The sequence below is a fragment of the Mammaliicoccus sp. J-M41 genome (genome assembly GCF_022385935.1).
Classification (GTDB): domain Bacteria; phylum Bacillota; class Bacilli; order Staphylococcales; family Staphylococcaceae; genus Mammaliicoccus; species Mammaliicoccus sciuri_A.
Genome location: NZ_JAJNIR010000005.1, coordinates 75,683 through 99,809, shown reverse-complemented (window position 1 = coordinate 99,809; position 24,127 = coordinate 75,683). Strand labels below are relative to the sequence as shown.

Genomic DNA, 24,127 nt, shown 5'->3' with positions numbered 1-24,127 from the left:
ACGCTCTCTTCTCATAAAAAGACCACCTACTTTCTTAATTTTAACAATACTTCTCTTTAAAGAAGTTGTCCAATTAAGTGTAGACGGTCCACACCTCTTACGGACATTTCTCAGAATTCTGTCCCTAACAACACCTCTTACGGACATTTCTCAGAATTCTGTCCCTAACAACACCTCTTACGGACATTTCTCAGAATTCTGTCCCTAACAGCCACGCCACCATCTCATTCAACAAAAAAATCTCGTCACGAGTACTTCACTCTGTGACGAGATTTTCATAATATTTATTATCTTTTTTCTAATTCTGATTTTAGTAATTGGTTCACGATTTGTGGGTTTGCTTGGCCTTTTGAAATTTTCATAATTTGACCTACTAAGAAGCCCATCGCTTTGCCTTTACCATTTTTGAAGTCTTCTACTGATTGTGGATTATTGTCTAATGCTTCTGTAACGAATCCTAATAGTGTTGCTTCATCAGATATTTGTACAAGACCTTTGTCTTTCATAATTTGATGTGCGTCTCCACCGTTTTCAGCTAATTCAGGGAATACTTTCTTAGCAATTTTACTACTCATTGTGCCATCTTCAATAAGTTTAATCATACCTGCTAAGTTTTCAGGTGTTAATGCAGTATCTTGTAATTCGATTTGATTTTTATTTAAGTATTCATTAACGCCACCCATTAACCAGTTAGATGTTAATTTAACGTCTGCACCATGTTCAATTGCTGCTTCAAAGAAATCTGACATTTCTTTAGTTAATGTTAATACATGTGCATCATAAGCTGGTAATCCTAATTCATTAACATAACGTTCTTTACGTACGTCTGGTAAATCTGGGATTGTTTGACGTACACGTTCTTTCCACTCATCATCAACATATAATGGTACTAAATCTGGCTCTGGGAAGTAACGATAGTCATCTGAACCTTCTTTAACACGCATTAAAATTGTTTCGCCTGTTGATTCGTTGAAACGACGTGTTTCTTGTAAAATTTCGCCACCAGCTAATAATACTTCTGCTTGGCGTTTTTCTTCATGTTCAAGACCTTTACGGACATAGTTAAATGAGTTTAAGTTTTTAAGCTCAGCTTTTGTACCGAATTCTTCTTGACCATATGGACGTAATGAAATGTTGGCATCACAACGTAATGAACCTTCTTCCATTTTACAATCTGATACGCCTGTATATTGAATAATTGCACGTAATTTTTCTAAGTAAGCATATGCTTCTTTAGGAGAACGAATATCAGGTTCAGAAACGATTTCGATTAAAGGTGTTCCTTGACGGTTTAAATCAACTAAAGAATATCCATCTTTATGTGTTAATTTCCCTGCATCTTCTTCCATGTGTAAACGTGTGATACCAATACGTTTAGTTTCTCCATCTACTTCAATATCAATCCAACCATTTTCACCAATTGGTTGATCGAATTGAGAAATTTGATAAGCTTTTGGATTATCTGGGTAGAAATAGTTTTTTCTATCAAATTTAGATTCTTTCGCAATATCCATATTTAATGCCATTGCAGCACGCATAGCCCAATCAACAGCTGTCTTGTTTACAACTGGTAATACGCCTGGATATGCTAAGTCAATAACGTTTGTATTTGTATTAGGTTCCGCACCGAAATGAGCGGGTGATGGTGAAAACATTTTTGATTCTGTTTTTAATTCGACGTGAACTTCTAAGCCGATAATTGTTTCAAAATGCATTCAGTTTCACACTCCTTGTAAAGTTTTATAGTCATCATGTAAGTTATATTGTGTTTCATATTGATAAGCAACTTTGTATATCGTTTTTTCATCGAATGGTTTACCAACAATTTGTAAACCAATTGGACGACCATTTGATTTACCACAAGGAATAGAGATTGATGGTACACCTGCTAAGTTAACTGGAATCGTTAAAATATCATTAGCGTACATTGTTAATGGATCATCAATTTGTTCACCAATATTGAATGCTGTCGTTGGTGCAGTTGGTCCTACGATAACATCATAGTCTTCAAATACTTTTTCGAAGTCTTGTTTGATTAATGTACGAACTTTTTGAGCTTTTTTGTAGTAAGCATCGTAATAACCAGAACTTAATGCGAATGTTCCAAGCATAATACGACGTTTAACTTCATCTCCAAAGCCTTCACCACGAGATTTTTTGTATAGTTCTTCTAGTGTATTTGCTGATTTTGAATGATAACCATAACGGATACCATCAAATCTAGCTAAGTTAGCTGATGCTTCAGAAGATGCAATAATATAGTAACTTGCTACACCGTATTTAGTATTTGGTAATGATACGCGATCAACTGTAGCACCTAAAGATTCTAAAGTTTTAACCGCTTCATTTACTGAATTCTTAACTTCTTCAGATACACCAGAGCCAATGAACTCTTCTGGTACAGCTACTTTTAAGCCTTTAATATCTTTACCAATTTCAGACGTAAAGTCTACATCTTCAATCGGAGCACTTGTTGAATCTTGTGCGTCATGTCCAGAAATCGTTTCTAAAATTAACGCATTATCTTTAACACTACGTGTAATAGGTCCAATTTGATCTAATGAAGAAGCAAATGCTACTAGACCAAAACGAGATACACGACCATATGTAGGTTTCATACCAACAACACCACAGTATGATGCTGGTTGACGGATTGAACCACCAGTATCTGAACCTAATGCAAATGGTACTAAGCTTGCTGCAACAGCTGCTGCTGAACCACCTGATGAACCACCTGGTACGGCTTTATGGTCAAATGGATTAACAGTTGTCTTGAAATAAGAGTTCTCATTTGAACCACCCATTGCAAATTCATCCATGTTAAGTTTACCAACTAAAATACCATTTTCAGCATTTAATTTATTCATAACTGTTGATTCATATATAGGAATAAAGCCTTCTAACATTTTACTTGCACATGTAGTTTCTACACCTTCAGTAATAATATTGTCTTTGATACCCATCGGAATACCAAATAGCTTACCTTCCATTTTACCTTCAGCTTGTAATTTATCTTGTTCTTCAGCTTTTTTAATTGCTTGTTCTTTATCTAAAGCTAAGAATGCTTTAATATTTGCGTCGTTTGCTTCTATCGCATCAAAAATATCTCTAACAATTTCAGATGGCTTAATTTCATTATTTTTAATCATTTCTGATAAACGTTCAATTGTTTCATAACGAATTGTCATGCTTTAGTCCTCCTCGTTCATAATTGCTGGAACTTTAAATTGCCCCGCTTCTTTTTCTTTCGCATTAAGTAATGCTTGTTCTTGAGGAATTCCTGATTCACTCTTATCTTCTCTTAGAACATTTTGTAAGTCTAATACGTGGAATGTTGGTTCAACATTTTCAGTATCAACTTCATCTAATTGTCCTGCAAAGTTTAAGATCTTTTCTAAAGATTGTGTGAATTCATTGACTTCGTCTTGTGAAACTTCAAGTCTAGCTAAATTAGCAACATGTTCAACTTGTTCAGATGTTACCTTCGTCATGTGCGACGCCTCCTTAGTTAATCTAACATCATATAATTTTAACAAATTTTCATATAAAAATCTAAAGTTATTAAAAATTAACTACATGAAAGCGCATACATTGTGTATAATAAATTATCAGAATTTTTTCTGAATTTTATGTCAATGAGTGAGAGGTGGTTTTTCATGTTTATACTTGGAAATACTTTTAAGAATGTTAAAGTCGAAACTTCTTGGGAAACATACGTCATGATTGCTATTTATTTTGCCATTTTATTAGCAATTGGATTTTATGCTTACAAACGTTCGACAAGTACGCTTGATGAATATATGTTAGGCGGCAGAGATTTAGGTGCACTTGTTACTGCCCTATCAGCAGGTGCTTCAGACATGAGTGGTTGGATGATTATGGGCTTGCCGGGATCTGTATATAGTATCGGTCTATCAGCAACTTGGATTGCGATTGGACTTACAATTGGTGCTTGGCTTAATTACATACTCGTCGCTTCACGTTTGAGAATTTATACTGAACTGACTGATAACGCTATTACTTTACCTGACTTTTTTGAAAAAAGATTATCCGATCATACAAGAATCGTTAAAGTCATTTCGGGGTTAGTTATCGTTGTATTCTTTACGCTATACACACATTCTGGAATGGTAGCTGGTGGCGTACTATTTAATAGTGCATTTGGACTAGATTACCATGTTGGTTTATTTATAGCCGCTAGTATTGTTATTTTGTATACACTTTTCGGCGGTTATTTAGCTGTATCATTAACGGACTTCTTCCAAGGTGTCATTATGATCTTAGCATTGGTATTAGTACCTATCGTTGCGTTATTAAAGTTAAATGGTCTAGACACGTTTAGTGAAGTTGGTGATTTAAAACCTACGAATTTAGATTGGTTCAAAGGTACAACAACAGTTGGTATCATCAGTTTACTTGCTTGGGGATTAGGTTACTTCGGTCAACCACATATTATAGTACGTTTTATGTCTATCAAAACGCATAAACTAATGCCTAGAGCACGTAGAATTGGTATTTCATGGATGGCAATTTCTTTATTAGGTGCTTGTGTGACAGGATTAATTGGTATTGCTTTTGTTGAACACACTAATATAGAAGTTAAAAACCCAGAAACAATCTTTATCGTGATGAGTCAAATTTTATTCCATCCACTCATTGCAGGGTTCTTCTTAGCAGCAATTTTAGCTGCGATTATGAGTACAATTTCATCACAGCTTCTTGTGACATCTAGTGCATTAACACAAGACTTTTACATGTTATTGCGCAGAAAAACGTTACAAGATAAAAGTCATGAAAAGGAATTTGTTCTTGTAGGACGCTTATCTGTTTTACTTGTATCAATCGTTGCGATGTACATCGCGTGGAATCCAAATGATACAATTTTAAATTTAGTTGGTAATGCTTGGGCTGGATTTGGCGCAGCATTTGGACCTTTAGTTTTATTATCACTATATTGGAAACGTCTAACTAAATACGGCGCGATTGCAGGAATTTTGACTGGTTCATTAGTCGTTATTTTCTGGATACTCATGAAAGATCATGGTGGCATTTTTGAATTTTATGAAATCATACCTGGATTTATTTCAAGTATAATCGTAACAGTTATTGTCAGCTTAATGACAAAACCACCTGTTGAATATGACCTTAAAAAGTTTGATGAAATGGAACAAATTTTAAAAAGCTAAAAATTTTTAAAAAAGTTTACATCGTAATTTTATGAGCAAAATAAGTCATATGCATATCCTTTGTAAACATTTACACCGCAAGGCATAGAGCAATATTAAATATGAACAAATTGTGACATCATTCTATATAAATGATAAACTGAATATACGGATAATTTACTTTTTACCCTTTGATTATTATTTCATTTGTGTATAATGGTCAACGTGCAACTTTAAAATACATAAAAATAAAGGAGCGGGATTATGTTTATTTTAGGACAAATTGATGCGAGTGCTGGAGTTGCTTCAGGCTGGCAAACTTATTTCATGATTATAGTCTATTTTGTTGTTCTATTAGCAATTGGTTATTATGCTTATAAACAATCAACAAGCAATTTAGATGAGTACATGTTAGGTGGCCGTAGTATAGGTCCTTATGTAACAGCATTATCCGCTGGTGCATCCGATATGAGTGGTTGGATGATTATGGGACTTCCTGGTGAAGTTTACAGTATTGGATTATCAGCAACTTGGCTTGCTATCGGTTTAACAGTAGGTGCATGGTTAAATTACATATTAGTCGCACCGAAATTACGTGTATATACTGAACATACTGGAAATGTTATTACGATTCCAGACTTCTTCGAGAAACGTGTTGCAGATAATACACATGCTTTAAAAATTATTTCAGGTATTATCATTGTAGTATTCTTTACGCTATATACTTCAGTTGGTATGGTATCAGGTGGTACTTTATTCGAAAGTGCATTCGGTATGGATTATCGTCTTGGTATTATCTTAACTGGTGGTATCGTTGTATTATATACATTCTTCGGAGGATATTTAGCTGTTTCTCTAACAGACTTCTTCCAAGGTGTGATCATGTTAATAGCGATGGTTATGGTACCTATCGCAGCATTATTAACATTAAACGGGTTAGATACTTTCCACACTGTAGCAGAAGTTAAACCAACTAACTTAGATTGGTTTAAAGGAACTTCAGTTGTAAGTATTATAGGATTAATTGCATGGGGACTTGGTTATTTTGGACAACCACATATTATCGTAAGATTTATGTCTATTAAATCACATAAACAATTACCAACAGCAAGAAGATTCGGTATTGGTTGGATGGCTATTTCATTATTAGGTGCATGTTTAGTTGGTTTAACTGGTATTGCATACATTCATGATACGAGCCAAACAATTGATAACCCAGAAACAATCTTTATCTTAATGAGTCAAGTGTTATTCCACCCATTAGTTGGCGGATTCTTCTTAGCAGCAATTTTAGCAGCTATTATGAGTACAATTTCATCTCAATTACTCGTTACATCAAGTGCTTTAACACAAGACTTCTATAAAATCATAACTAAAAAACGTGGTTATGAGCCAAATAGAGATAAAGAATTTGTTATGGTAGGTAGATTTGCAGTATTAGCTGTAGCAGTCGTGGCAATATTACTTGCTTGGACTCCAAACGACACTATCCTTAACCTTGTAGGTAATGCTTGGGCAGGATTCGGTGCAGCATTTGGACCACTTGTATTAATGTCATTATACTGGAAAGGCTTAACGAAAAACGGTGCAATCGCAGGTATGGTTACGTCTTCAATCGTCGTACTATTCTGGATTATGATGAAAAGTCATGGCGGTATTTTCGAATTATACGAAATTATCCCAGGATTCTTCACAAACATCGTCGTTACAGTTATTGTAAGTTCATTTACTAAAAAACCAGACAAAGAAGTTATCGATAACTTAGATCGTATGAAACGTATATTAAAAGAAGATTAATATGGAAGAGGGAGCGGGACAGAAATCTAATTTATATAAAAAGATTTCGTAGTCCCGCCCCGGCAAGGATGACTAGAGTTGAAAAAAGCTTGGTACAAGCGCATTTTCAATTCAGACATCTACTGCCAAGATACTAAAAGAGTCTGAGACATTACATTATGTCCAGACTCTTTTCTTATGGAAAAATAGCTGTATATATGGGGGCTATGTTGCTTGTTTGGAGTGTCTTGCAACATACGAGTGTTCTATGTTGCTTGTTTGGTCAGTCTTGCAATATAGGAGAGCTCTATGTTGCTTGTTTGGGCAGTCTTGCAATATACGAGTGTTCTATGTTGCTTGTTTGAATAGTCTTGCAATATACGAGTGTTCTATGTTGCTAGATTGGACAGTCTTGCAATATACGAGAGCTCTATGTTGCTTGTTTGGGCAGTCTTGATAAATACAAAGCTCATATTTATCTTGTTTAGTCAGTCTTGATAAATACGAGGTCCTCCAACATTGCTTGTCGCACCCCACTTGCAATGTTCAAACCCATATTTCTGAAAATACGAAAAGAGTCTGGAACATTTCTGTTCCAGACTCTCTTTTTAATTATTTATAAATATGAATTTGTGGTTCGTCATCATCTTTAGTCTTTGTAATTAGTGCTTGTGGTTCTTCTCCGTCTACGATAGAGATTTCTAAATCATCTATACCTTTAAAGTATTTTTGAGATAGGTCTGCTACGTACTGAGTCACACCAATTACTTCTGCTTTTCCATAATAATCAAGTGGTACTTTTATTTCTAGTTCTGTCAGTTTATCGTCATCAAATTTACCTGTTCCTACTGATTGTGTAAAGTTAGGGAAGTATTTTTGTAAGTCTTGATTGAACTGTTCAAAATTAGAATTTAAATTTTCATCTAAATCTGCTGCATCGTTTGATGGGATTGTGACATATTTTTGGTTCATTTTTTCCCAACTTTTAACGTTACGCTTACCGCCTTCACTAGAAGCATAAGAAACGAATTTACCTGGTTTGATGTCACCTTCTCCAGATTGTATGAATATACCGAAGTTAATTGGAATATTTTTAAGGTCATCTCTTACACGAAGACGTGAAAGGATTTCTTCAGCCATCTCTTTACCTTTTTTCTCTACTTCTTTGTTATCCAGTTTCTTCGTATATGTTTCACCGTATTCTTCTTTTTGGTAAACATATTCACTATTCATGGCTAAACCAATTGTCATACCAGAAATCTTTTGTTTTTTAGCATCACTTTCTGTGAAGTAATCTTGTTCGATGATATGTGATAAATATGTAGGTGAATTCTCAGCTATTTTTTCAGGATCTGTTTCTCCTTTATGAGTTGGATTCAAACCTAAATTTTCTCTTGCATTATTTTGTTCTTTTTCGTCATCACTCATATCTTTGATTTCTGCTTTAGTATATTTAGGTGCTAAATATGCTCTCACAGTATCTTTATCTAAGAATTGGCCATCTCTGTATAAGTAATCATCAGGTGAAAATGTTTGTTTACTTATATCTAACAATCCACTTTCAAATGCTTCACTGTTATAACTAGAAATCATATTATCTTGTGTTAAACCTCTAGCAGCACTTACTTTAAACGGTAGTAATGTTCGATAATAATCACTGGAAATTTGCATACCTGTAGAAATTTGCTTTGTTTGCTCTTTTTCTTTATCTGATTTATCTTGATTATCTTTTTGGGTAGTATCTGATGAACATGCTGTAAGCAATATTACAGACGCTAAAATAAGAAATCCTTTTTTCATATCTTTAACCTCTATTCATTGATATTACGATATTTGTTTAACCAATCTTCTTCTGACCAAACTTCTATATTTAATTTTTCTGCTTTTTCAAGTTTGGATCCAGCATCTTCACCAGCAATAACAACATCTGTATTTTTAGTGACACTTCCTGTTACTTTTGCACCTAATGATTGGATTACTTTTGTTGCTTCAGGTCTTGTCATCTCTGTCATTTTACCAGTTAAGACGAATGTTTTTCCAGTAAAATCTGGATGACCTTCTATTTCAGATTGCTTAATACCTGTATAAGTCATGTTAACATTTTTCTGTTTAAGTTTATCGATTAATACTTTTATATCATCATTTTCCATATAAGTAACAAGTGATTGAGCCATCTTATGACCCACATCTGGAATTTCAGTTAAATCTTCTATCGTTACTTCGAATAAACGATCAATTGTTTCATATTTTTCAGCTATTACACGACTTGCTTTCGTACCTAAATGTCTTATACCTAAACCAAATAATAAATGTTCAAGTGATTTTTCTTTTGAAGCTTCGATTGCTGTTAATAATTTATGAACTTTCTTCTCACCCATTCTTTCCAATGGTAGTAAATCATCTTTAGTTAAATAATATAAATCCGCAACATCTTTAATTTTATCGTTTTGATAAAGTTGTTCGATGATTTTATCTCCTAAACCGTCGATATTCATTGCTTGTCGTGATACGAAATGAATCATACCTTCTACTAATTGAGCAGAACATTTAGGGTTAATACATCTTAATGCAACTTCACCTTCTATTCTAACCAATTCATGCTCACAACTTGGACAGTGTGTAGGCATATGATAAACTTCACTATCTTCGCTTCTTTCTTCAGCAATACTTTTAACGACTTCAGGTATAATATCACCTGCTTTTTTGATGACAACTTTATCTCCTATACGGATATCTTTTTCATGGATTAAGTCTTCGTTATGTAATGATGCACGAGAAACAGTAGTTCCTGCCACTTTAACAGGCTCTAATATCGCAGTTGGTGTCACAACACCCGTTCTACCTATACTTAATTCTATATCTGTTAATGTAGTTAAGACTTCTTCAGCTGGGAACTTGTACGCAATTGCCCATCTTGGTGATTTCTGAGTAAATCCTAATTCTTCTTGCTGACTTAAATCATCAACTTTAATCACAATGCCATCTATATCATATGATAAATTATTGCGTTGTTCAGTCCACTTACTTATAAAAGATAATACGCCTTCTATATCATCAAAAGTTTCTCTTTCTTTGTTTGTCTTAAAGCCTAGTTCATCTAAATTATTTAATGCCTCTGATTGACTATCCGCTTCAATTTCCGTTAAGTCATTAACGCTATATAAGAAAATATCGAGCTTTCTTTTAGCAGTTAATTTAGAATCAAGCTGTCTTAATGAACCAGCAGCAGCATTTCTAGGATTAGCAAATAGTTGTTCACCGTTTTGTTCTTTTTGTTCATTTAAAGAAACAAAAGATTTTCTTGGCATGTATGCTTCACCACGAACTTCAATAGAAAGAGGTTCTTTAATTGTTAAAGGAATGGCATGGATCGTTTTTAAATTTTCAGTGATATTCTCACCTGTTGTACCGTCTCCACGCGTTAATCCTTGAACAAATCGTCCGTTTAAATACTTTAACGATACCGCTAAACCATCAATTTTTAATTCACATGTGTATCGAACATTGTTTACTTTTTCTCTAACTCGTTGATCAAATCTTCTTAAATCTTCTTCGTTAAAAGCATTACCTAATGACAACATAGGTGTATCATGATTAATTTTTTCAAATTGAGATAACGGCGGTCCACCAACTCTAACTGTTGGTGAATCGTCCGTTTTTAGTTCAGGGTGCTTTTCTTCTATAGAGATTAACTCATGCAATAATTGATCATATTCACTGTCAGGAACAGTTGGATTATCTAACACATGATATTCATGGTTATAACGATGTAACAATTGATGAAGTTCTTTAACTCTTGATTTTAAATCTTCCATAGTTTACTCCCCTTTCTTCTCAATAGGTGCAAATTGTGCTAATAGACGTTTTGGTCCTTCTTTTTTGAAGATGATATCTAATTCAACAGAACCATTTTTATCATTTACGGCACTTACCATTCCTTCACCCCATGATTTATGAGTTACTTTATCCCCAACATTCCATGATGTTTCTGGTTTTTGCTTCGTATTCATACAACCTGCAAAACTACGTTTAGGTGTTGATGTTTGTTTTTGCTTGAATGATGTTTTTGGTTTCACGCCATCCAGTAAATCTTCTGGAATTTCTTTTAAAAATCTTGATTTTAAGTTCGCTTGAGATCTACCAAACAATGTACGAGTTGTCGCATGAGATAAGTGTAACTCTTCTTCAGCTCTCGTAATAGCCACATATGCAATTCGGCGTTCTTCTTCCATTTCGTGTTCTTCACCTGATTGAAGACTTCTAAAGTGTGGAAAAATACTTTCCTCCATACCAATGATAAATACAACTTTGAACTCTAGACCTTTCGCTGAGTGCATTGTCATTAATGTTACACCGGCTTCTAAATCTGCATCATCAACATCTGCAACAAGTGATAAATCTGTTAAGAAGTTCATCAATGATTGCTCTTCAACAGGTGTGTTTTTCTCATAGTCTCTTGGTACTGACAGGAACTCATCAATATTCTCAAGTCTACTTTGTGATTCAATCGTTTGTTCGTTCTCTAACATACGTCTATAACCAGATTTTTCTAATATTTGTTCTACAATTTCAGTTACAGATAAGAACTCTTGCTGTTGCATAAAGTTGTTCATCATTTCATAAAATGCTGCGCCTTCTTCAGTAACTTTTTTAGATAAACCGATAAAATCAACTTCTCCTAAAGCATCAAAGTAACTCAATTGATTCATCGCTGCATATTGAGCAATTTTTTGAACTGATGTCGGTCCAATACCTCTTTTAGGTATGTTAATGATTCTTTCAAAACTGATATCATCATTGCTATTTGAAATTAATCTTAAATAACTTAAAATATCTTTAATTTCTTTCCTGTCATAGAACTTTGTTCCACCAACCATTGTATAAGGAATATTAGATTTCAAGAACGTTTCTTCAAGTACACGTGATTGCGCATTTGTTCGATATAACACGGCTATATCTTGGTTTTTATAGCCTTCTTGTTTTTTCTTTAATATTTGACGAATAACATATTCTGCTTCATCTCTTTCAGTTGTTGCTTCATAATATTTTATCTTTTCGCCTGAGTTATTATCCGTCCATAATGCTTTAGGTTTACGTTCAGCATTATTGCGAATCACTTCGTTTGCTGCAGTTAAAATCGTCTTAGTTGATCTATAGTTACGCTCCAAGAAGATTGTTTGTGCATTTGGATAGTCTTCTTCAAATGATAAAATATTTTTAATGTCTGCCCCTCTCCAACCATAAATAGATTGGTCAGAGTCACCTACGACACATATATTTTCAAATTTACTTGCTAATAAATTAACGAGTGTATATTGTGCTTTGTTAGTATCTTGATATTCGTCGACATGAATATATTGGAATTTATTCTGATAGTACTCCAATACTTCAGGCACTCTATTAAATAATTGAATCGTCATCATGATTAAATCATCAAAGTCCAATGCGTGATTTCTAAGTAATTTTTCTTGGTAGCCTTTGTATACACTAGCGACCATATTGGCATGAAAATCACTTGCTTCTTTTTCAGCATATTCTGCTGTTTTTAATTCATTTTTTAAATTAGAAATCGCACCAATAAATGTTCTTGGGTCATATTTTTTACTGTCTATATTTTGTTTTTTCAATATTTCTTTAATAACTGATTTTTGGTCAGTCGGATCTATAATTGTAAAGTTTCTTTCAATTCCAATACGGTCAATGTCTCTTCTTAAGATTCTTACACACATTGAGTGGAATGTAGATATCCAAATACTTTCAGCTTCAGGACCAACTAAATGGCTAATTCTTTCTTTCATCTCTTTAGCTGCTTTATTAGTAAATGTAATCGCCAAAACATTATAAGGAGAAACATCTTTCTCATCTAATAAATACGCAATTCTATGCGTTAATACTCTCGTTTTACCACTACCTGCACCTGCCATAATCAGTAATGGCCCTTGAGTTGTTTTGACTGCTTGTTTCTGTTCGTCATTCATTCTATCTAACAATGCGTTCATAAAAACCTTCCTTTATTGTTTTACTTTTACTGTTTGTAAAGCTTTTTTCAAATCTTCATAAATGGCATTACCGACTACAATTATGTCAGCATATTCTACCATTTCTTTCGCTTTTTCTAAATTATCTATACCGCCACCATAAATAAGTTGGGCGTTTTCTAAATGTTCTTTAACAGCTTTAACCTCTTCCACTTTTCCATACTTACCACTGTATTCTAAATAAAAAATAGGTAAATGATAAAGTTTATCCACCATTCTTGCATAACTGATTAAATCTTCTTCATCTAAATCTGTATTCGCACCTGTCAATTGCGCTACTTTACTGTCTTCATTCATGACAACATAGCCTTCTAAGAAAATTTCATCAAAATCCATCATATAGCCATATTCCTTAACAGCTTTTTGAAGCAGACCATTATGGAAGTCAACATTATTACTATTTAAAACACTCGGTACAAAATAAAAATCAAAACCAGGCACAACACTTTCAATATTAGAAATTTCAAGTGCGCAAGGTAGCGGATAACGTCTAATTCTACTCATTAAATTAAGTACATTATCTTCCGTAACATTATCAGTACCGCCAATTATAATAGCATCCGTACCAGATTCACATATTTTCATTAAGTCCTCATCTGATATAGATTTCGCTGGATCTAATTTAAATACGTGACTCCACAAATTTATATCGTACATACTTAAACTCCTTTAATTATCATAAGATTAATTATAGCATTTTTAAGATTAAATTCCGAAATGAAATAGGACAATTATCATAAAAAAAGAAGCGAAAAATTTCGCTTCTTACATTGTTCGAGATACGGTTAAGATGAAGTTGTATGTTTGTGAAGATGTGAGGTGTGAGTTTGGTGAACATGTTAGTTTACTGCCTCTTTAACTCACATCTTCGACAATCTTGTGAGTTTACTTCCTCTTTAACTCACATCTTTTTCAATCTCGTGAGTTTACTGCCTCTTTAACTCACATCTTTTTCAATCTCGTGAGTTTATTGCTTCTTTAACTCACATGTTTTATAATCTTGTGAGTTTACTGCCTCTTTAACTCACATCTTTTGCGATCTCGTGAGTTTACTGTCTCTTTAACTCACATGTTTTGCAATCTCGTGAGTTTACTCCTTCTTTAACTCACATGTTCAATTTCTCTCACAACTTCTACTTACCGTAATCAAAGTATTCTTCTAATGTTGTGTCTTGTTTATAAATTTTTTCTGCTAATTCTTTACCGACATATCTTAAATGCCATGGTTCATATTGGTATCCTGTTATTTTTTCTTTGCCTAATGGATATCTAATGATAAATCCATATTGATGTGCGTATGTTTTAATCCATTTTCCTTCGTTTGTATTACCGAATGACTTTCTAAAATCATCAGTTGCTGAGTTTGAACCTACATCAAATGCTAATCCTGTCTGATGTTCTGATTGTCCTGGTTTAGCACTATATTGGTTAGCTGCTTCTTCACCATCTCTTGCTACATAATCATTATATAGTTGTTTTTGATTTTCATAAGAACGATATCCGCTTCTAAATACTAAGTCTAAACCTTCATTCGTTCCATCTTGTATTAGTTTATTTAATTGATTTCTTGCAGTACTATTTTCACCTGGGGCATAATCATGTGGTAAGCCTACTTTTTTATTTACAAAAACATGCCCATCAACATAAGTGATGCCATCTTTCTTTGTAACTTTATGTTTCTTCTCTTCTTGCTTTTTAGATTTTTGTGCAGTCTCTTTTTTATCTTTTTGAGTATGTTCTTCTTTAGTAGATTGCTTATCTGTATTCTGATCATCACTACATGCGCTTAATACTAAAGTAGATATGCCAATTATTAAAAATAATTTCTTCATGCGTAAAGCTCCTTATTTCATAAAATTTACTATTTATATACTATTTTAACCAATTAAGGCTGAGACATCCATTAATGTCTCAGCCCCTCATACATATTTATGATTATTTTTCGAAGTCAATATTCATTCTTTCAAGAATCATCGTATATGCATCATTACCCCATTGCAATGAGCGTTTAACTCTTGAGATTGTTGCAGTTGAAGCACCTGATTCTTTTTCTATATGAGCATAAGTGTATCCTTGTTTAATCATTTTAGCCACTTGTAATCTTTGTGACAATGACTGTAATTCATTTACTGTACATAAATCATCAAAAAATTGATAACATTCTTCTCGAGTTTCTAATGTAAGAACTGCATCAAATAGTTCATCTAATGCTTTTCCTCTTAATTTTTCAATTTGCAAAAAATCAACCCCTGTTTAATATAAGTTCATTAATTGCATTTTAACGCACTAACCTATTAAAGTACAGTAAAACGTGTCTTATTCTATACCCGCTCTTCTGAATATTGTATCGACTTGATTTAAATGATGTTTCTCATTGAAGCATTCATCTAATTCTTCAGTACTTAACAAGTTTGTAATTTTTTCATCTTGTTCTACTAATGTTCTAAACGGTGTTTGAGTTTCCCATGATTCCATTGCTTTTGGTTGAACGATATCATATGCTTCTTCTCTTACCATACCTTTATTAATTAACGTTAACATAACACGTTGTGAATAAATTAAACCAAATGTTTTATCGATATTACGTTTCATATTTTCTGGATATACTGTTAAACGATCGATGATATTCGTAAATCTGTTTAATGCATAATCCAATGCGATTGTTACGTCTGGTAACATAATTCTTTCAGCAGATGAATGTGAAATATCTCTTTCATGCCATAATGGTACATTTTCATAAGCTGTCGTAATATATCCTCTAATCACACGTGCTAAACCTGTAACATTTTCTGAACCAATTGGATTACGTTTATGAGGCATTGCTGAAGAGCCTTTTTGACCTTTAGCAAAAGCTTCTTCAACTTCACGTGTTTCAGTTTTTTGTAAACCACGAACTTCTACTGCAAATTTTTCAATAGATGTTGCGATTAAACCTAATGTCGCAATGTAATACGCATGACGATCACGTTGAAGTGTTTGCGTAGAAACTGGCGCACAACCTAACCCTAATTCTGTACATACATGCTCTTCAATTTCTGGTGGAATATTTGCAAATGTACCAACTGCACCACTCATTTTTCCAACTTCAATTTCTTCACGAACTCGTTTAAATCTTTCTAAGTTACGTTTCATTTCTGTATACCATAGTGCCATTTTAATACCAAATGTTGTTGGTTCAGCATGTACACCATGTGTTCTACCCATCATTAAAGTTGTTTTATGTTCAATTGCTTTATTTTTTAATACTTCTAAAAATCTTTCTAAGTCTTTTTCAATGATTTCATTTGCTTGTTTAATGACATAACTTAACGCTGTGTCAACAACATCAGTTGAAGTTAAACCGTAATGTACCCATTTACGTTCTTCACCTAAAGTTTCAGAAACTTGTCTTGTGAATGCCACAACATCGTGACGTGTTTCTTGTTCAATTTCTTTAGCTCTATCAACGTCGACCTTAGCATTTTGTCTTATAAGCTTTACATCTTCTGCAGGAATGTGTCCTAATTTACTCCATGCTTCACAAGCTAGTATTTCAACTTCTAACCAAGCTTCAAAACGATTTTGTTCTGTCCAAATATTAGCCATTTCTTCTCTTGAATAACGTTCAATCATTGATAAATTCTCCTAACATATTTTAGTCATTTATAGTATAACAGACTTCTTCGAACACGTACATTGTTTATAAAAAATACAAAATTGTTCGTGATTTATAATTTTATTCCTAATATCTTTCATTATATATTGTAACAGTATGAGAATAAACTAAAAGCAGAAAAAAATCTGGGCCACATTCTCATGTCCCAGATTTATTTTCATTCTTTGATTTTCTTACCTACGAATTGTATTTCTTGTTTAAGAACTTCGATGTCACCATTTTCTTTCTCAATAAATACAGGTTTTTCAAATCTTTTTACAGGTGTATAACCTTGAGCTTTCATTCTTTTGAGACACATTTCAATTGTTTCATTGTCTTCTACTCTAAACTTCATCCGTATCATACGCCTTTAATTTTTTGCTTCGTACACCTTTAACCCAGAATCCACCGTGTATGTTCTTAGGTTCATAAGCGATTACAAAGGCTTTAGAATCCAATTGTTTAATTGTATCCATTAATTTCAATTCAAATCTACGTGGTGTTAAAATTTGCATCACTAAGCGATCTCCATCTCGTCCTTTAGCAACGTAATGTGTTACACCATAACCTAAATCTCTTAACGTTCTTGGTAAATCCGTTTCATATTCAGCTGTCGTAACATTTACAACGATATATCCTAATGCAATTTTCTCTTCAATTTTCATGCCGACAATGATGCCTGCAGCAAATCCAAGCGCATAAGCTAATATATTCTGAATTTGGTCAAGACTATTGATAACTAAACCTAATCCGATAACATAAACAACTACTTCAAGTACACTAACAGCAGCGGCCACATATCGATATCCTTTTAATGTTAAAATTGTTCTCATTGTTAAACAGGATACATATACTATATTAATGACAAATATAGATAGTACCATTAACCATGGATTATCTAATATAGCTGACATTTAAACCCTCCATAAATCAAAATACTGGAATCATTTTATCAAGCAAACTTATGAAAGTCACGAATTATTTTGGCCATGTGTAACGGTTATAAGGCATTTCTCGTTTATGCGCATTTCTTACATAGTGATTTTGAATAATTTCTTGATCTATTTCACTGATTTTTTTACCTTCTAAGAAGTCATCAATTGCATCATAAGTCACGCCTAATGCTTCTTCATCTGGTAAAGCCGGTTTATCTTCTTCTAAATCAGCAGTTGGTACTTTATTGATTAAATGATCTGGACCACCTAAATATTTTAAAATTGCTTTGCCTTGGCGTTTATTAAGTCCGAATAACGGTGCAACATCACAAGCGCCATCTCCAAATTTCGTATAGAAACCTGTAATATTTTCAGCAGAATGATCCGTACCAAGTACAATTCCACTATTAGCAGAAGCAATTGAATATTGAACTTTCATTCGTTCTCTCGCTTTTTCATTCCCTTTTTGGAAATCAGTTAATTCTACACCCGCTTCTTTCAACGATTGAATACTCGCGTCCACTGCAGGCTTAATATTGACTGTTACACGTTTACTTGGATTGATAAAATCTAATGCATCTTGTGTATCTTGTTCATCAAATTGTTCGCCATAAGGTAATCTTACAGCAATAAATTCATATTGATGATTCTCTTCAGCATTTAATTCATCTACTGTTAATTGCGCGATTTTACCTAATAATGTCGAATCTTGCCCGCCGGAAATACCTAACACTAAAGATTTAACAAAACTATGTGCTTTAACGTAAGATTTCAAGAACTGCTTGATTTCTTCAAATTCCTTTTTGGGATCGATTGATTTTTTAACATTCATTTCTTTGACAATGATTGATTGTAAATCTCTCATGACTCTTCCACATCCTTTATCGCTTCTGCAACTCTTTCTGCCACTTCGAATATTTTTTTATTTTTATTATCCCAACATGCTTTACTTAAATCTACTGGATATTCTTCAGGATTTAAATAACGTTTATTTTCTTCCCATAGTATATCTAGATTGTTAAAAGCAAATTCCCTAATTTCATTTATTTCAGGAAGTGTGTACACACGTTTACCGTCTTTAAAAATGTCTTGATGTAAATCGACAGCTTTAAAATGCTTGATATATTTCATTTTATAAGTATGAACAGGATGGAACATTTTTAATCGTTCTTCTTTATTCGGCTCTTCATCTTCTAAAGTAATATAATCGCCTTCAGATTTATTCGTTTTAGTATTGATAATTCTATAAACATTTTTCTTACCAGGTGTTGTAACTTTTTCAGCGTTGTTAGAAATTTTGATGCGATCTGATAATTCGCCATTTTCTTCTTCAATTGCTACAAGTTTATATACAGCACCTAACGCTGGTTGATCATATGCTGTAATCAGTTTCGTACCGACACCCCATGCCGTTACTTTAGCACCTTGTGCTTTTAAACTTGTAATCGTTTGTTCATCTAAATCATTTGAAGCAAAGATTTTTGCTTCTGTAAAGCCAGCTTCATCTAACATTCTTCTTGCTTCTTTAGATAAATAAGCAATATCTCCTGAGTCTAGTCGAATACCGATAAAATTAATTTTATCTCCTAATTCTTTCGCTACTTTAATCGCATTCGGCACACCCGATTTTAAAGTATGGAAAGTATCTACTAGAAACACACAATTTTTATGTCTTTCAGCATATTTTTTAAACGCTGTATATTCATCATCGTATGTTTGAACCATTGAATGTGCATGTGTTCCTGAAATCGGAATACCAAATAATTTACCAGCTCTAACATTACTTGTAGAATCAAATCCACCAATCATCGCTGCTCTAGCACCCCAAATCGCAGCATCCATTTCTTGCGCTCTTCTAGTACCAAATTCCATTACTATTTCATCACGAACAACTTGTTTAATTCTACTTGCTTTAGTCGCAATTAACGTTTGGAAATTCACGATATTTAAAAGTGCTGTTTCAATAAGTTGAGCTTGAATAAGTGGCGCTTCTACTCTAATGAGTGGTTCATTATTGAAACAAAGTTCCCCTTCTTTCATTGCTCTAATGTTCCCAGTAAATCTCAATGATTTTAAATAATCTAAATAATCATCTTGATATCCAACTTCTCTTAAATACTCAATATCTGATTCTGTGAATTTGAAATGCTCAATAAATTGCACAATTCTTTCTAATCCACTAAAAATAGCATAGCCGCTATTAAATGGCATGCTTCTAAAATACAAATCAAAAATAGCAGTACGCTCATGAATACCATCATTCCAATAAGTTTCACCCATATTGATTTGATATAAATCCGTGTGTAACATCAAACTATCGTCTTCATATTTATACATTATTCAATACTCCTCAGGTTATCTAATTTTATATTATTTTATCATACTTTTTAAATTAAAAATTAAAAAGTAACTTAAATATATCAAGTCATTTACCTCTGTGATAAAATACTAAAGATGTAAAATTTAGAAGGAGGCATACAAATGAAAAATTCTTCATTCAAAAAATTATTTATTATACTTTCAATTATTGTAGCTGTCTCTGGTTTTTCACAAGGAATGCTCTTACCACTTATATCGGTCATCTTTGAACGAAATGGTATTTCAAGTTCATTGAATGGTTTACATGCAACTTCATTATATATAGGTGTATTTTTATCATCATTCTTTATCGAAGGGCTTGTTAGAAAGTCTGGGTTTAAATATATGATATTAGTTGGTGGAGCCATAGTTGCCTTATCTTTATTGTTATTTCCAACTTTAAAGACATTATCTATTTGGTTTATTTTAAGACTATTAATTGGTATTGGTGATAATATGTTACACTTTAGCACGCAAACTTGGTTAACACATATTACACCTAAAGAAAAATTAGGAAGAACGATTTCTGTTTATGGTTTCAGTTTCTCAGCAGGTTTTATGTTAGGGCCCCTTTTAGCTAAACTTGTAGACGTTTCGGAAGCTTTACCATTTATCCTTTCAGCAATACTTTCATTAATAACAATTTCATTAGTCCTTTTAATACACAATGAATTCCCTTCATCAAATGTTAGACCAGTCAGTATATTAAATACGTTAAAAAACTTTGGTGATGTTATAAGAACATCATGGATAGCGTTTATGTTTCCATTATTATATGGATTATTTGAAGCAGGATTACATAGTAACTTCCCTGTTTATGGTTTAAGAAATGGACTTGATGTCACAAGTATTACATTAATCTTACCTGCATTTAGTCTTGGTGCTATTCTTTTCCAAGTACCATTAGGCATGTTTAGCGACATTCATGGTAGAAAGAAAGTATTAACAGGATTAACATTAATCGGCAGCATCGTGTTTATGTTAGGTGACTTTTTACCAACGAGTACATTTATTATGATGGGATTATTCTTAATCGCAGGATTATTCACAGGATCTTTTTATGGATTAGGTGTAAGCTTTATGACAGATTTAACACCAAAGCATAATCTACCTGCTGGTAATTTAATGATAGCCATGTCATTTAGTGTCGGTAGTATCATTGGCCCAATGCTTGGAGGAACGATTATACAATTATCAAACGGCACAATATTCTTTACGATGATTGCTGCGTTTGTATTTATCGTCTTTATTCTATTACTTATTCATAGAACACCTACAAAAGTTGAAGCATAATTTAAGCTATTAATAAAAATTAAAATCGCATCGTTAAAATATAATGAGAACCCATAGACTTTGATCAATTCAAATGTCTATGGGTTTATTTTTTATATATTTTTATGATATTTTAAATATTCAGAACTTTCAATTGATATGTTTCGTTATGCATGTTATAGTATCATTTATAATTAAATAAATACTTTAACTTGGTAGAGAGTAAAAGCGAGGTTTATAATATGGATTATGTAAAATACAGAGATGACGTTATTCAAAAGAAAGAAAAAGAACTTAAATTTCTAAAATATTTTAGTACTCGAGATTTCGAAGTGATTGATATGAGCTTCATAGAGAAACTTCATTGGAAACAATTAACACAAGATGATTTGAATAGTTTAGATACTAGAAGTATTTGGAAAAATGGCGATGCATTTTATAGTTTAAGAAATGATTGGACGGATCAAATCCAACATTATAGTCGTGAATATAACCTTGATGCACGTTCCGTAACATATGCTGGCCCTATCGCAATTAATGAACATATATATACAAATTTAGGTGTTGAAATTTTCAATCCTAAAAGGAATGACATGTTGCAATGTTATGAATATATACATGACTTTATCCAAAATGAACTTGATTTAAATGTTGATTTTGCTGTTATTGGGCATTATCAATTATTTGATCTTTTACTTTCTAAAGAAGAACAAAACGAAGAATTATTTACGGCTATTAGTGAAAGAAATATTTCAAAAATTTCTAAACTACTTTCACAAAATCATTCACTCGTACAATTACTTAAAACACCTACTCATCAACAATTAGACTTTTTAACAACTTTTGCTGATACTGACCATCCAACTTATAAATCTTTACAATATTGGAAAGCGACATTAGAAGCATCAGGTATTAACCATATACATTTAGATATAACAACAATGCCCCCAAAATCATATTATGTTGGGAGCTTCATTCAGCTTTACGAAAATAACAATAGAAATCCAATCGCTTCAGGCGGGCACTATAACGGTACGTTAGAAGGTTTTGGATTTGGTATTCAACTATCATAGGAGGTCATTATGTTAACAGTTGCATTAAGTAAAGGACGTTTATTAAAAGATTTCATAAAATTTATTGATGAAAATGGTAACCCAAAATGGGCAGACGCCTTAAATAATAGAGAACGTAAACTTCAAATTGAAGTTGCGAACGTTAGATTTATTCTTGTTAAAGGAAATGATGTATCAACATATGTTGAAGAAGGCATTGCTGATATTGGTATTACAGGCAGTGATATTCTAGATGAAAAAGATAAACTCAATGTAAACAACTTAGTTGATTTACCTTTTGGTTATTGTCACTTTGCTGTTGCAAGTAAACCTGAAGTAACAGAATATAAAAAAATTGCGACGACTTATGTTAAAACGACGAAAGCGTACTTTAAAAATAAAGGACAAGATGTCTCAATTATTCCATTATCAGGATCTGTAGAATTAGCAGCAGTAGTGAATATGGTTGATGCTATCGTTGATATCGTCCAAACGGGTACGACATTAAAATCTAATGGACTCGTTGAAAAAGAATCTATTGGTGACATCAATGCTAAACTTATTACAAATAAACATGCATTTTTTAGTAAATCAAATATGATTGAATCATTTATAGAAGAAATTGGGGTGTCGATGAATGCTATCTAAAACGGAATTCATAAATAAATTTGAACAAGATAGATTAACAGACGAAAGTAATACTGAAGATGTTAAAAAAATTATCCAAGATGTTAAAGAACAGCAAGACCAAGCTTTATTTCGCTATAACAAGAAATTCGACAATGTTGATTTAGAGCAACTTGAAGTCCCACAATATGATATAAAAAACAGCATCAACCTTATATCAGATACTTTAAGATCAGCACTTGAAACAAGCTTTGAACAAATTAAAAATTTCCAACAAAAAATTAAACATGAAAATGTAACAACAGGTCAAACTTACCAACTTTATCATCCTATTGAAAAAGTCGGCATCTATGTACCAGGTGGAAAAGCAAGTTACCCATCAACAGTTCTGATGACAGCTACACTTGCTAAAGTAGCAAATGTTCAAGAAATTATTGTTGTTACCCCACCTCAAAAAGATGGTATCGACCCAGCTATACTTGCTGCATGCCATATTACGGGTGTTGATCGAGTATTCCAAGTTGGTGGCGCTCAAAGTATCGCTGCATTAGCTTTCGGTACTGAAACAATTCCAAAAGTAGATAAAATTGTTGGACCAGGTAACCAATTTGTTTCACTAAGTAAACAGTTATTATATGGTGTAGTTGGTATTGATCAAATAGCTGGACCAAGTGAAATTGCACTTATTGCTGATGAAAATTCAAATGTAGATTACATCATTCAGGATATATTAGCGCAAGCAGAACATGATGAACAAGCTAGAACATTTCTAGTATCAACAGATTCTTCTTTCTTAACAAAAGTTCAACAGAAACTACAACAAGCTATAGATCAAGCACCAAGAAAACAAATTATCGAACAAAGTATTAAAAATTATCATTATCCAATTTTAACGCGTGATATTCACGAAACGATAGAAGTCATTAATTATATTGCGCCAGAACATTTATCCATTCAAACGACTGATCCAAGTAAATATATTGGTAAAATTAAATACGTCGGAGCAATGTTCTTAGGTCAATACTCACCAGAAGCAATTGGTGACTATGCTGCTGGACCGAGTCATGTATTACCGACTGATAAAACAGCAAGATTCTCGAATGGCTTAACAGTTAATGATTTCTTAACGAGTCATTCTGTCATTCATTTAGATGAACACACTTATCAAAGTATTGCACCTAGTGCCATAGCTTTGGCTGAACAAGAAGGTTTATATCAACATAAACAATCTTTAGAAGTGAGATTAACAAACAACGAGGAGTCGTGAAAC

The 24,127-nt window shown here is 33.0% G+C and carries 20 protein-coding genes; 6 read left to right on the top strand and 14 right to left on the bottom strand.

The window, feature by feature from the left end:
• Nucleotides 1-287: 287 nt before the first annotated feature.
• Genes gatB through gatC form a run of 3 tightly spaced genes read right to left on the bottom strand, consistent with a single transcriptional unit; the run spans nt 288 to nt 3,491 of the window.
• Nucleotides 288-1,715 (bottom strand): Asp-tRNA(Asn)/Glu-tRNA(Gln) amidotransferase subunit GatB, encoded by a 1,428-nt coding sequence (gatB, locus tag LQ686_RS03590; protein ID WP_037590579.1) that lies wholly within the window; start codon nt 1,713-1,715, stop codon nt 288-290.
• Nucleotides 1,716-1,721: 6 nt separating this feature from the next.
• Nucleotides 1,722-3,188, bottom strand: a complete 1,467-nt coding sequence (gene gatA / locus LQ686_RS03585; RefSeq protein ID WP_107565481.1) for an Asp-tRNA(Asn)/Glu-tRNA(Gln) amidotransferase subunit GatA — start codon at nt 3,186-3,188, stop codon at nt 1,722-1,724.
• A gap of 3 nt (nt 3,189-3,191) precedes the next feature.
• Entirely contained in the window at nt 3,192-3,491 is a 300-nt protein-coding gene (gatC, locus tag LQ686_RS03580; protein ID WP_025905135.1) for an Asp-tRNA(Asn)/Glu-tRNA(Gln) amidotransferase subunit GatC, read from the bottom strand.
• A gap of 165 nt (nt 3,492-3,656) precedes the next feature.
• Here gatC and putP (LQ686_RS03575) point away from each other — a divergent pair, with 165 nt between their 5' ends.
• Together putP (LQ686_RS03575) and putP (LQ686_RS03570) are read left to right on the top strand one after the other, a co-directional pair.
• Complete coding sequence (putP, locus tag LQ686_RS03575; protein ID WP_107576922.1) at nt 3,657-5,186, top strand: sodium/proline symporter PutP; 1,530 nt, start codon at nt 3,657-3,659, stop codon at nt 5,184-5,186.
• 243 nt (nt 5,187-5,429) lie between these two features.
• A complete protein-coding gene (gene putP / locus LQ686_RS03570) occupies nt 5,430-6,962 on the top strand; it encodes a sodium/proline symporter PutP (RefSeq protein WP_025905133.1) in 1,533 nt (510 codons plus the stop codon).
• Between the two features lie 591 nt (nt 6,963-7,553).
• Here putP (LQ686_RS03570) and LQ686_RS03565 read toward each other — a convergent pair.
• The 11 genes from LQ686_RS03565 to LQ686_RS03515 all read right to left on the bottom strand — a co-directional run bounded on the left by LQ686_RS03565 (nt 7,554) and on the right by LQ686_RS03515 (nt 19,885).
• Nucleotides 7,554-8,741: a CamS family sex pheromone protein gene (locus LQ686_RS03565; protein ID WP_025905132.1), complete on the bottom strand. Its 1,188-nt coding sequence runs from the start codon at nt 8,739-8,741 to the stop codon at nt 7,554-7,556.
• An 11-nt stretch (nt 8,742-8,752) separates the two neighbouring features.
• Entirely contained in the window at nt 8,753-10,756 is a 2,004-nt protein-coding gene (gene ligA / locus LQ686_RS03560) for an NAD-dependent DNA ligase LigA (RefSeq protein WP_025905131.1), read from the bottom strand.
• A gap of 3 nt (nt 10,757-10,759) precedes the next feature.
• Nucleotides 10,760-12,940, bottom strand: a complete 2,181-nt coding sequence (gene pcrA, locus LQ686_RS03555; protein WP_239733168.1) for a DNA helicase PcrA — start codon at nt 12,938-12,940, stop codon at nt 10,760-10,762.
• Between the two features lie 12 nt (nt 12,941-12,952).
• Nucleotides 12,953-13,636, bottom strand: a complete 684-nt coding sequence (gene pcrB / locus LQ686_RS03550) for a heptaprenylglyceryl phosphate synthase (RefSeq protein WP_025905129.1) — start codon at nt 13,634-13,636, stop codon at nt 12,953-12,955.
• Between the two features lie 476 nt (nt 13,637-14,112).
• Nucleotides 14,113-14,811, bottom strand: a complete 699-nt coding sequence (locus LQ686_RS03545; protein WP_025905128.1) for a M15 family metallopeptidase — start codon at nt 14,809-14,811, stop codon at nt 14,113-14,115.
• Nucleotides 14,812-14,914: 103 nt separating this feature from the next.
• The gene (locus tag LQ686_RS03540) at nt 14,915-15,217 is read right to left on the bottom strand and encodes a YerC/YecD family TrpR-related protein (RefSeq protein ID WP_025905127.1); all 303 of its coding nucleotides are present in this window, start codon (nt 15,215-15,217) and stop codon (nt 14,915-14,917) included.
• 78 nt (nt 15,218-15,295) lie between these two features.
• Entirely contained in the window at nt 15,296-16,591 is a 1,296-nt protein-coding gene (gene purB / locus LQ686_RS03535) for an adenylosuccinate lyase (protein ID WP_025905126.1), read from the bottom strand.
• Between the two features lie 200 nt (nt 16,592-16,791).
• On the bottom strand, nt 16,792-16,968 hold the full coding sequence (locus tag LQ686_RS03530; RefSeq protein WP_049320405.1) for an NETI motif-containing protein: 177 nt from the start codon (nt 16,966-16,968) through the stop codon (nt 16,792-16,794).
• On the bottom strand, nt 16,958-17,527 hold the full coding sequence (locus LQ686_RS03525; RefSeq protein ID WP_025905125.1) for a DUF2179 domain-containing protein: 570 nt from the start codon (nt 17,525-17,527) through the stop codon (nt 16,958-16,960). The genes LQ686_RS03530 and LQ686_RS03525 overlap by 11 nt, the downstream gene beginning before the upstream one ends.
• Before the next feature lie 64 nt (nt 17,528-17,591).
• The gene (nadE, locus tag LQ686_RS03520) at nt 17,592-18,413 is read right to left on the bottom strand and encodes an ammonia-dependent NAD(+) synthetase (RefSeq protein WP_025905124.1); all 822 of its coding nucleotides are present in this window, start codon (nt 18,411-18,413) and stop codon (nt 17,592-17,594) included.
• Complete coding sequence (locus tag LQ686_RS03515) at nt 18,410-19,885, bottom strand: nicotinate phosphoribosyltransferase (RefSeq protein ID WP_025905123.1); 1,476 nt, start codon at nt 19,883-19,885, stop codon at nt 18,410-18,412. Before LQ686_RS03515 ends, nadE begins: the two co-directional genes overlap by 4 nt.
• Before the next feature lie 144 nt (nt 19,886-20,029).
• On the opposite strand from LQ686_RS03515, the gene LQ686_RS03510 reads away from it, so the two are divergent.
• The 4 genes from LQ686_RS03510 (at nt 20,030) to hisD (ending at nt 24,124) form a co-directional block, all read left to right on the top strand.
• Nucleotides 20,030-21,199 carry an MFS transporter gene (locus LQ686_RS03510; RefSeq protein WP_025905122.1) on the top strand — a complete coding sequence of 390 codons (1,170 nt, stop codon included), beginning with the start codon at nt 20,030-20,032 and terminating at the stop codon, nt 21,197-21,199.
• A 221-nt stretch (nt 21,200-21,420) separates the two neighbouring features.
• Complete coding sequence (locus LQ686_RS03505; protein WP_025905121.1) at nt 21,421-22,251, top strand: ATP phosphoribosyltransferase regulatory subunit; 831 nt, start codon at nt 21,421-21,423, stop codon at nt 22,249-22,251.
• A 9-nt stretch (nt 22,252-22,260) separates the two neighbouring features.
• Nucleotides 22,261-22,878 (top strand): ATP phosphoribosyltransferase, encoded by a 618-nt coding sequence (gene hisG / locus LQ686_RS03500; RefSeq protein ID WP_025905120.1) that lies wholly within the window; start codon nt 22,261-22,263, stop codon nt 22,876-22,878.
• Nucleotides 22,868-24,124, top strand: a complete 1,257-nt coding sequence (gene hisD, locus LQ686_RS03495) for a histidinol dehydrogenase (RefSeq protein ID WP_025905119.1) — start codon at nt 22,868-22,870, stop codon at nt 24,122-24,124. The genes hisG and hisD overlap by 11 nt, the downstream gene beginning before the upstream one ends.
• Nucleotides 24,125-24,127: the final 3 nt, after the last annotated feature.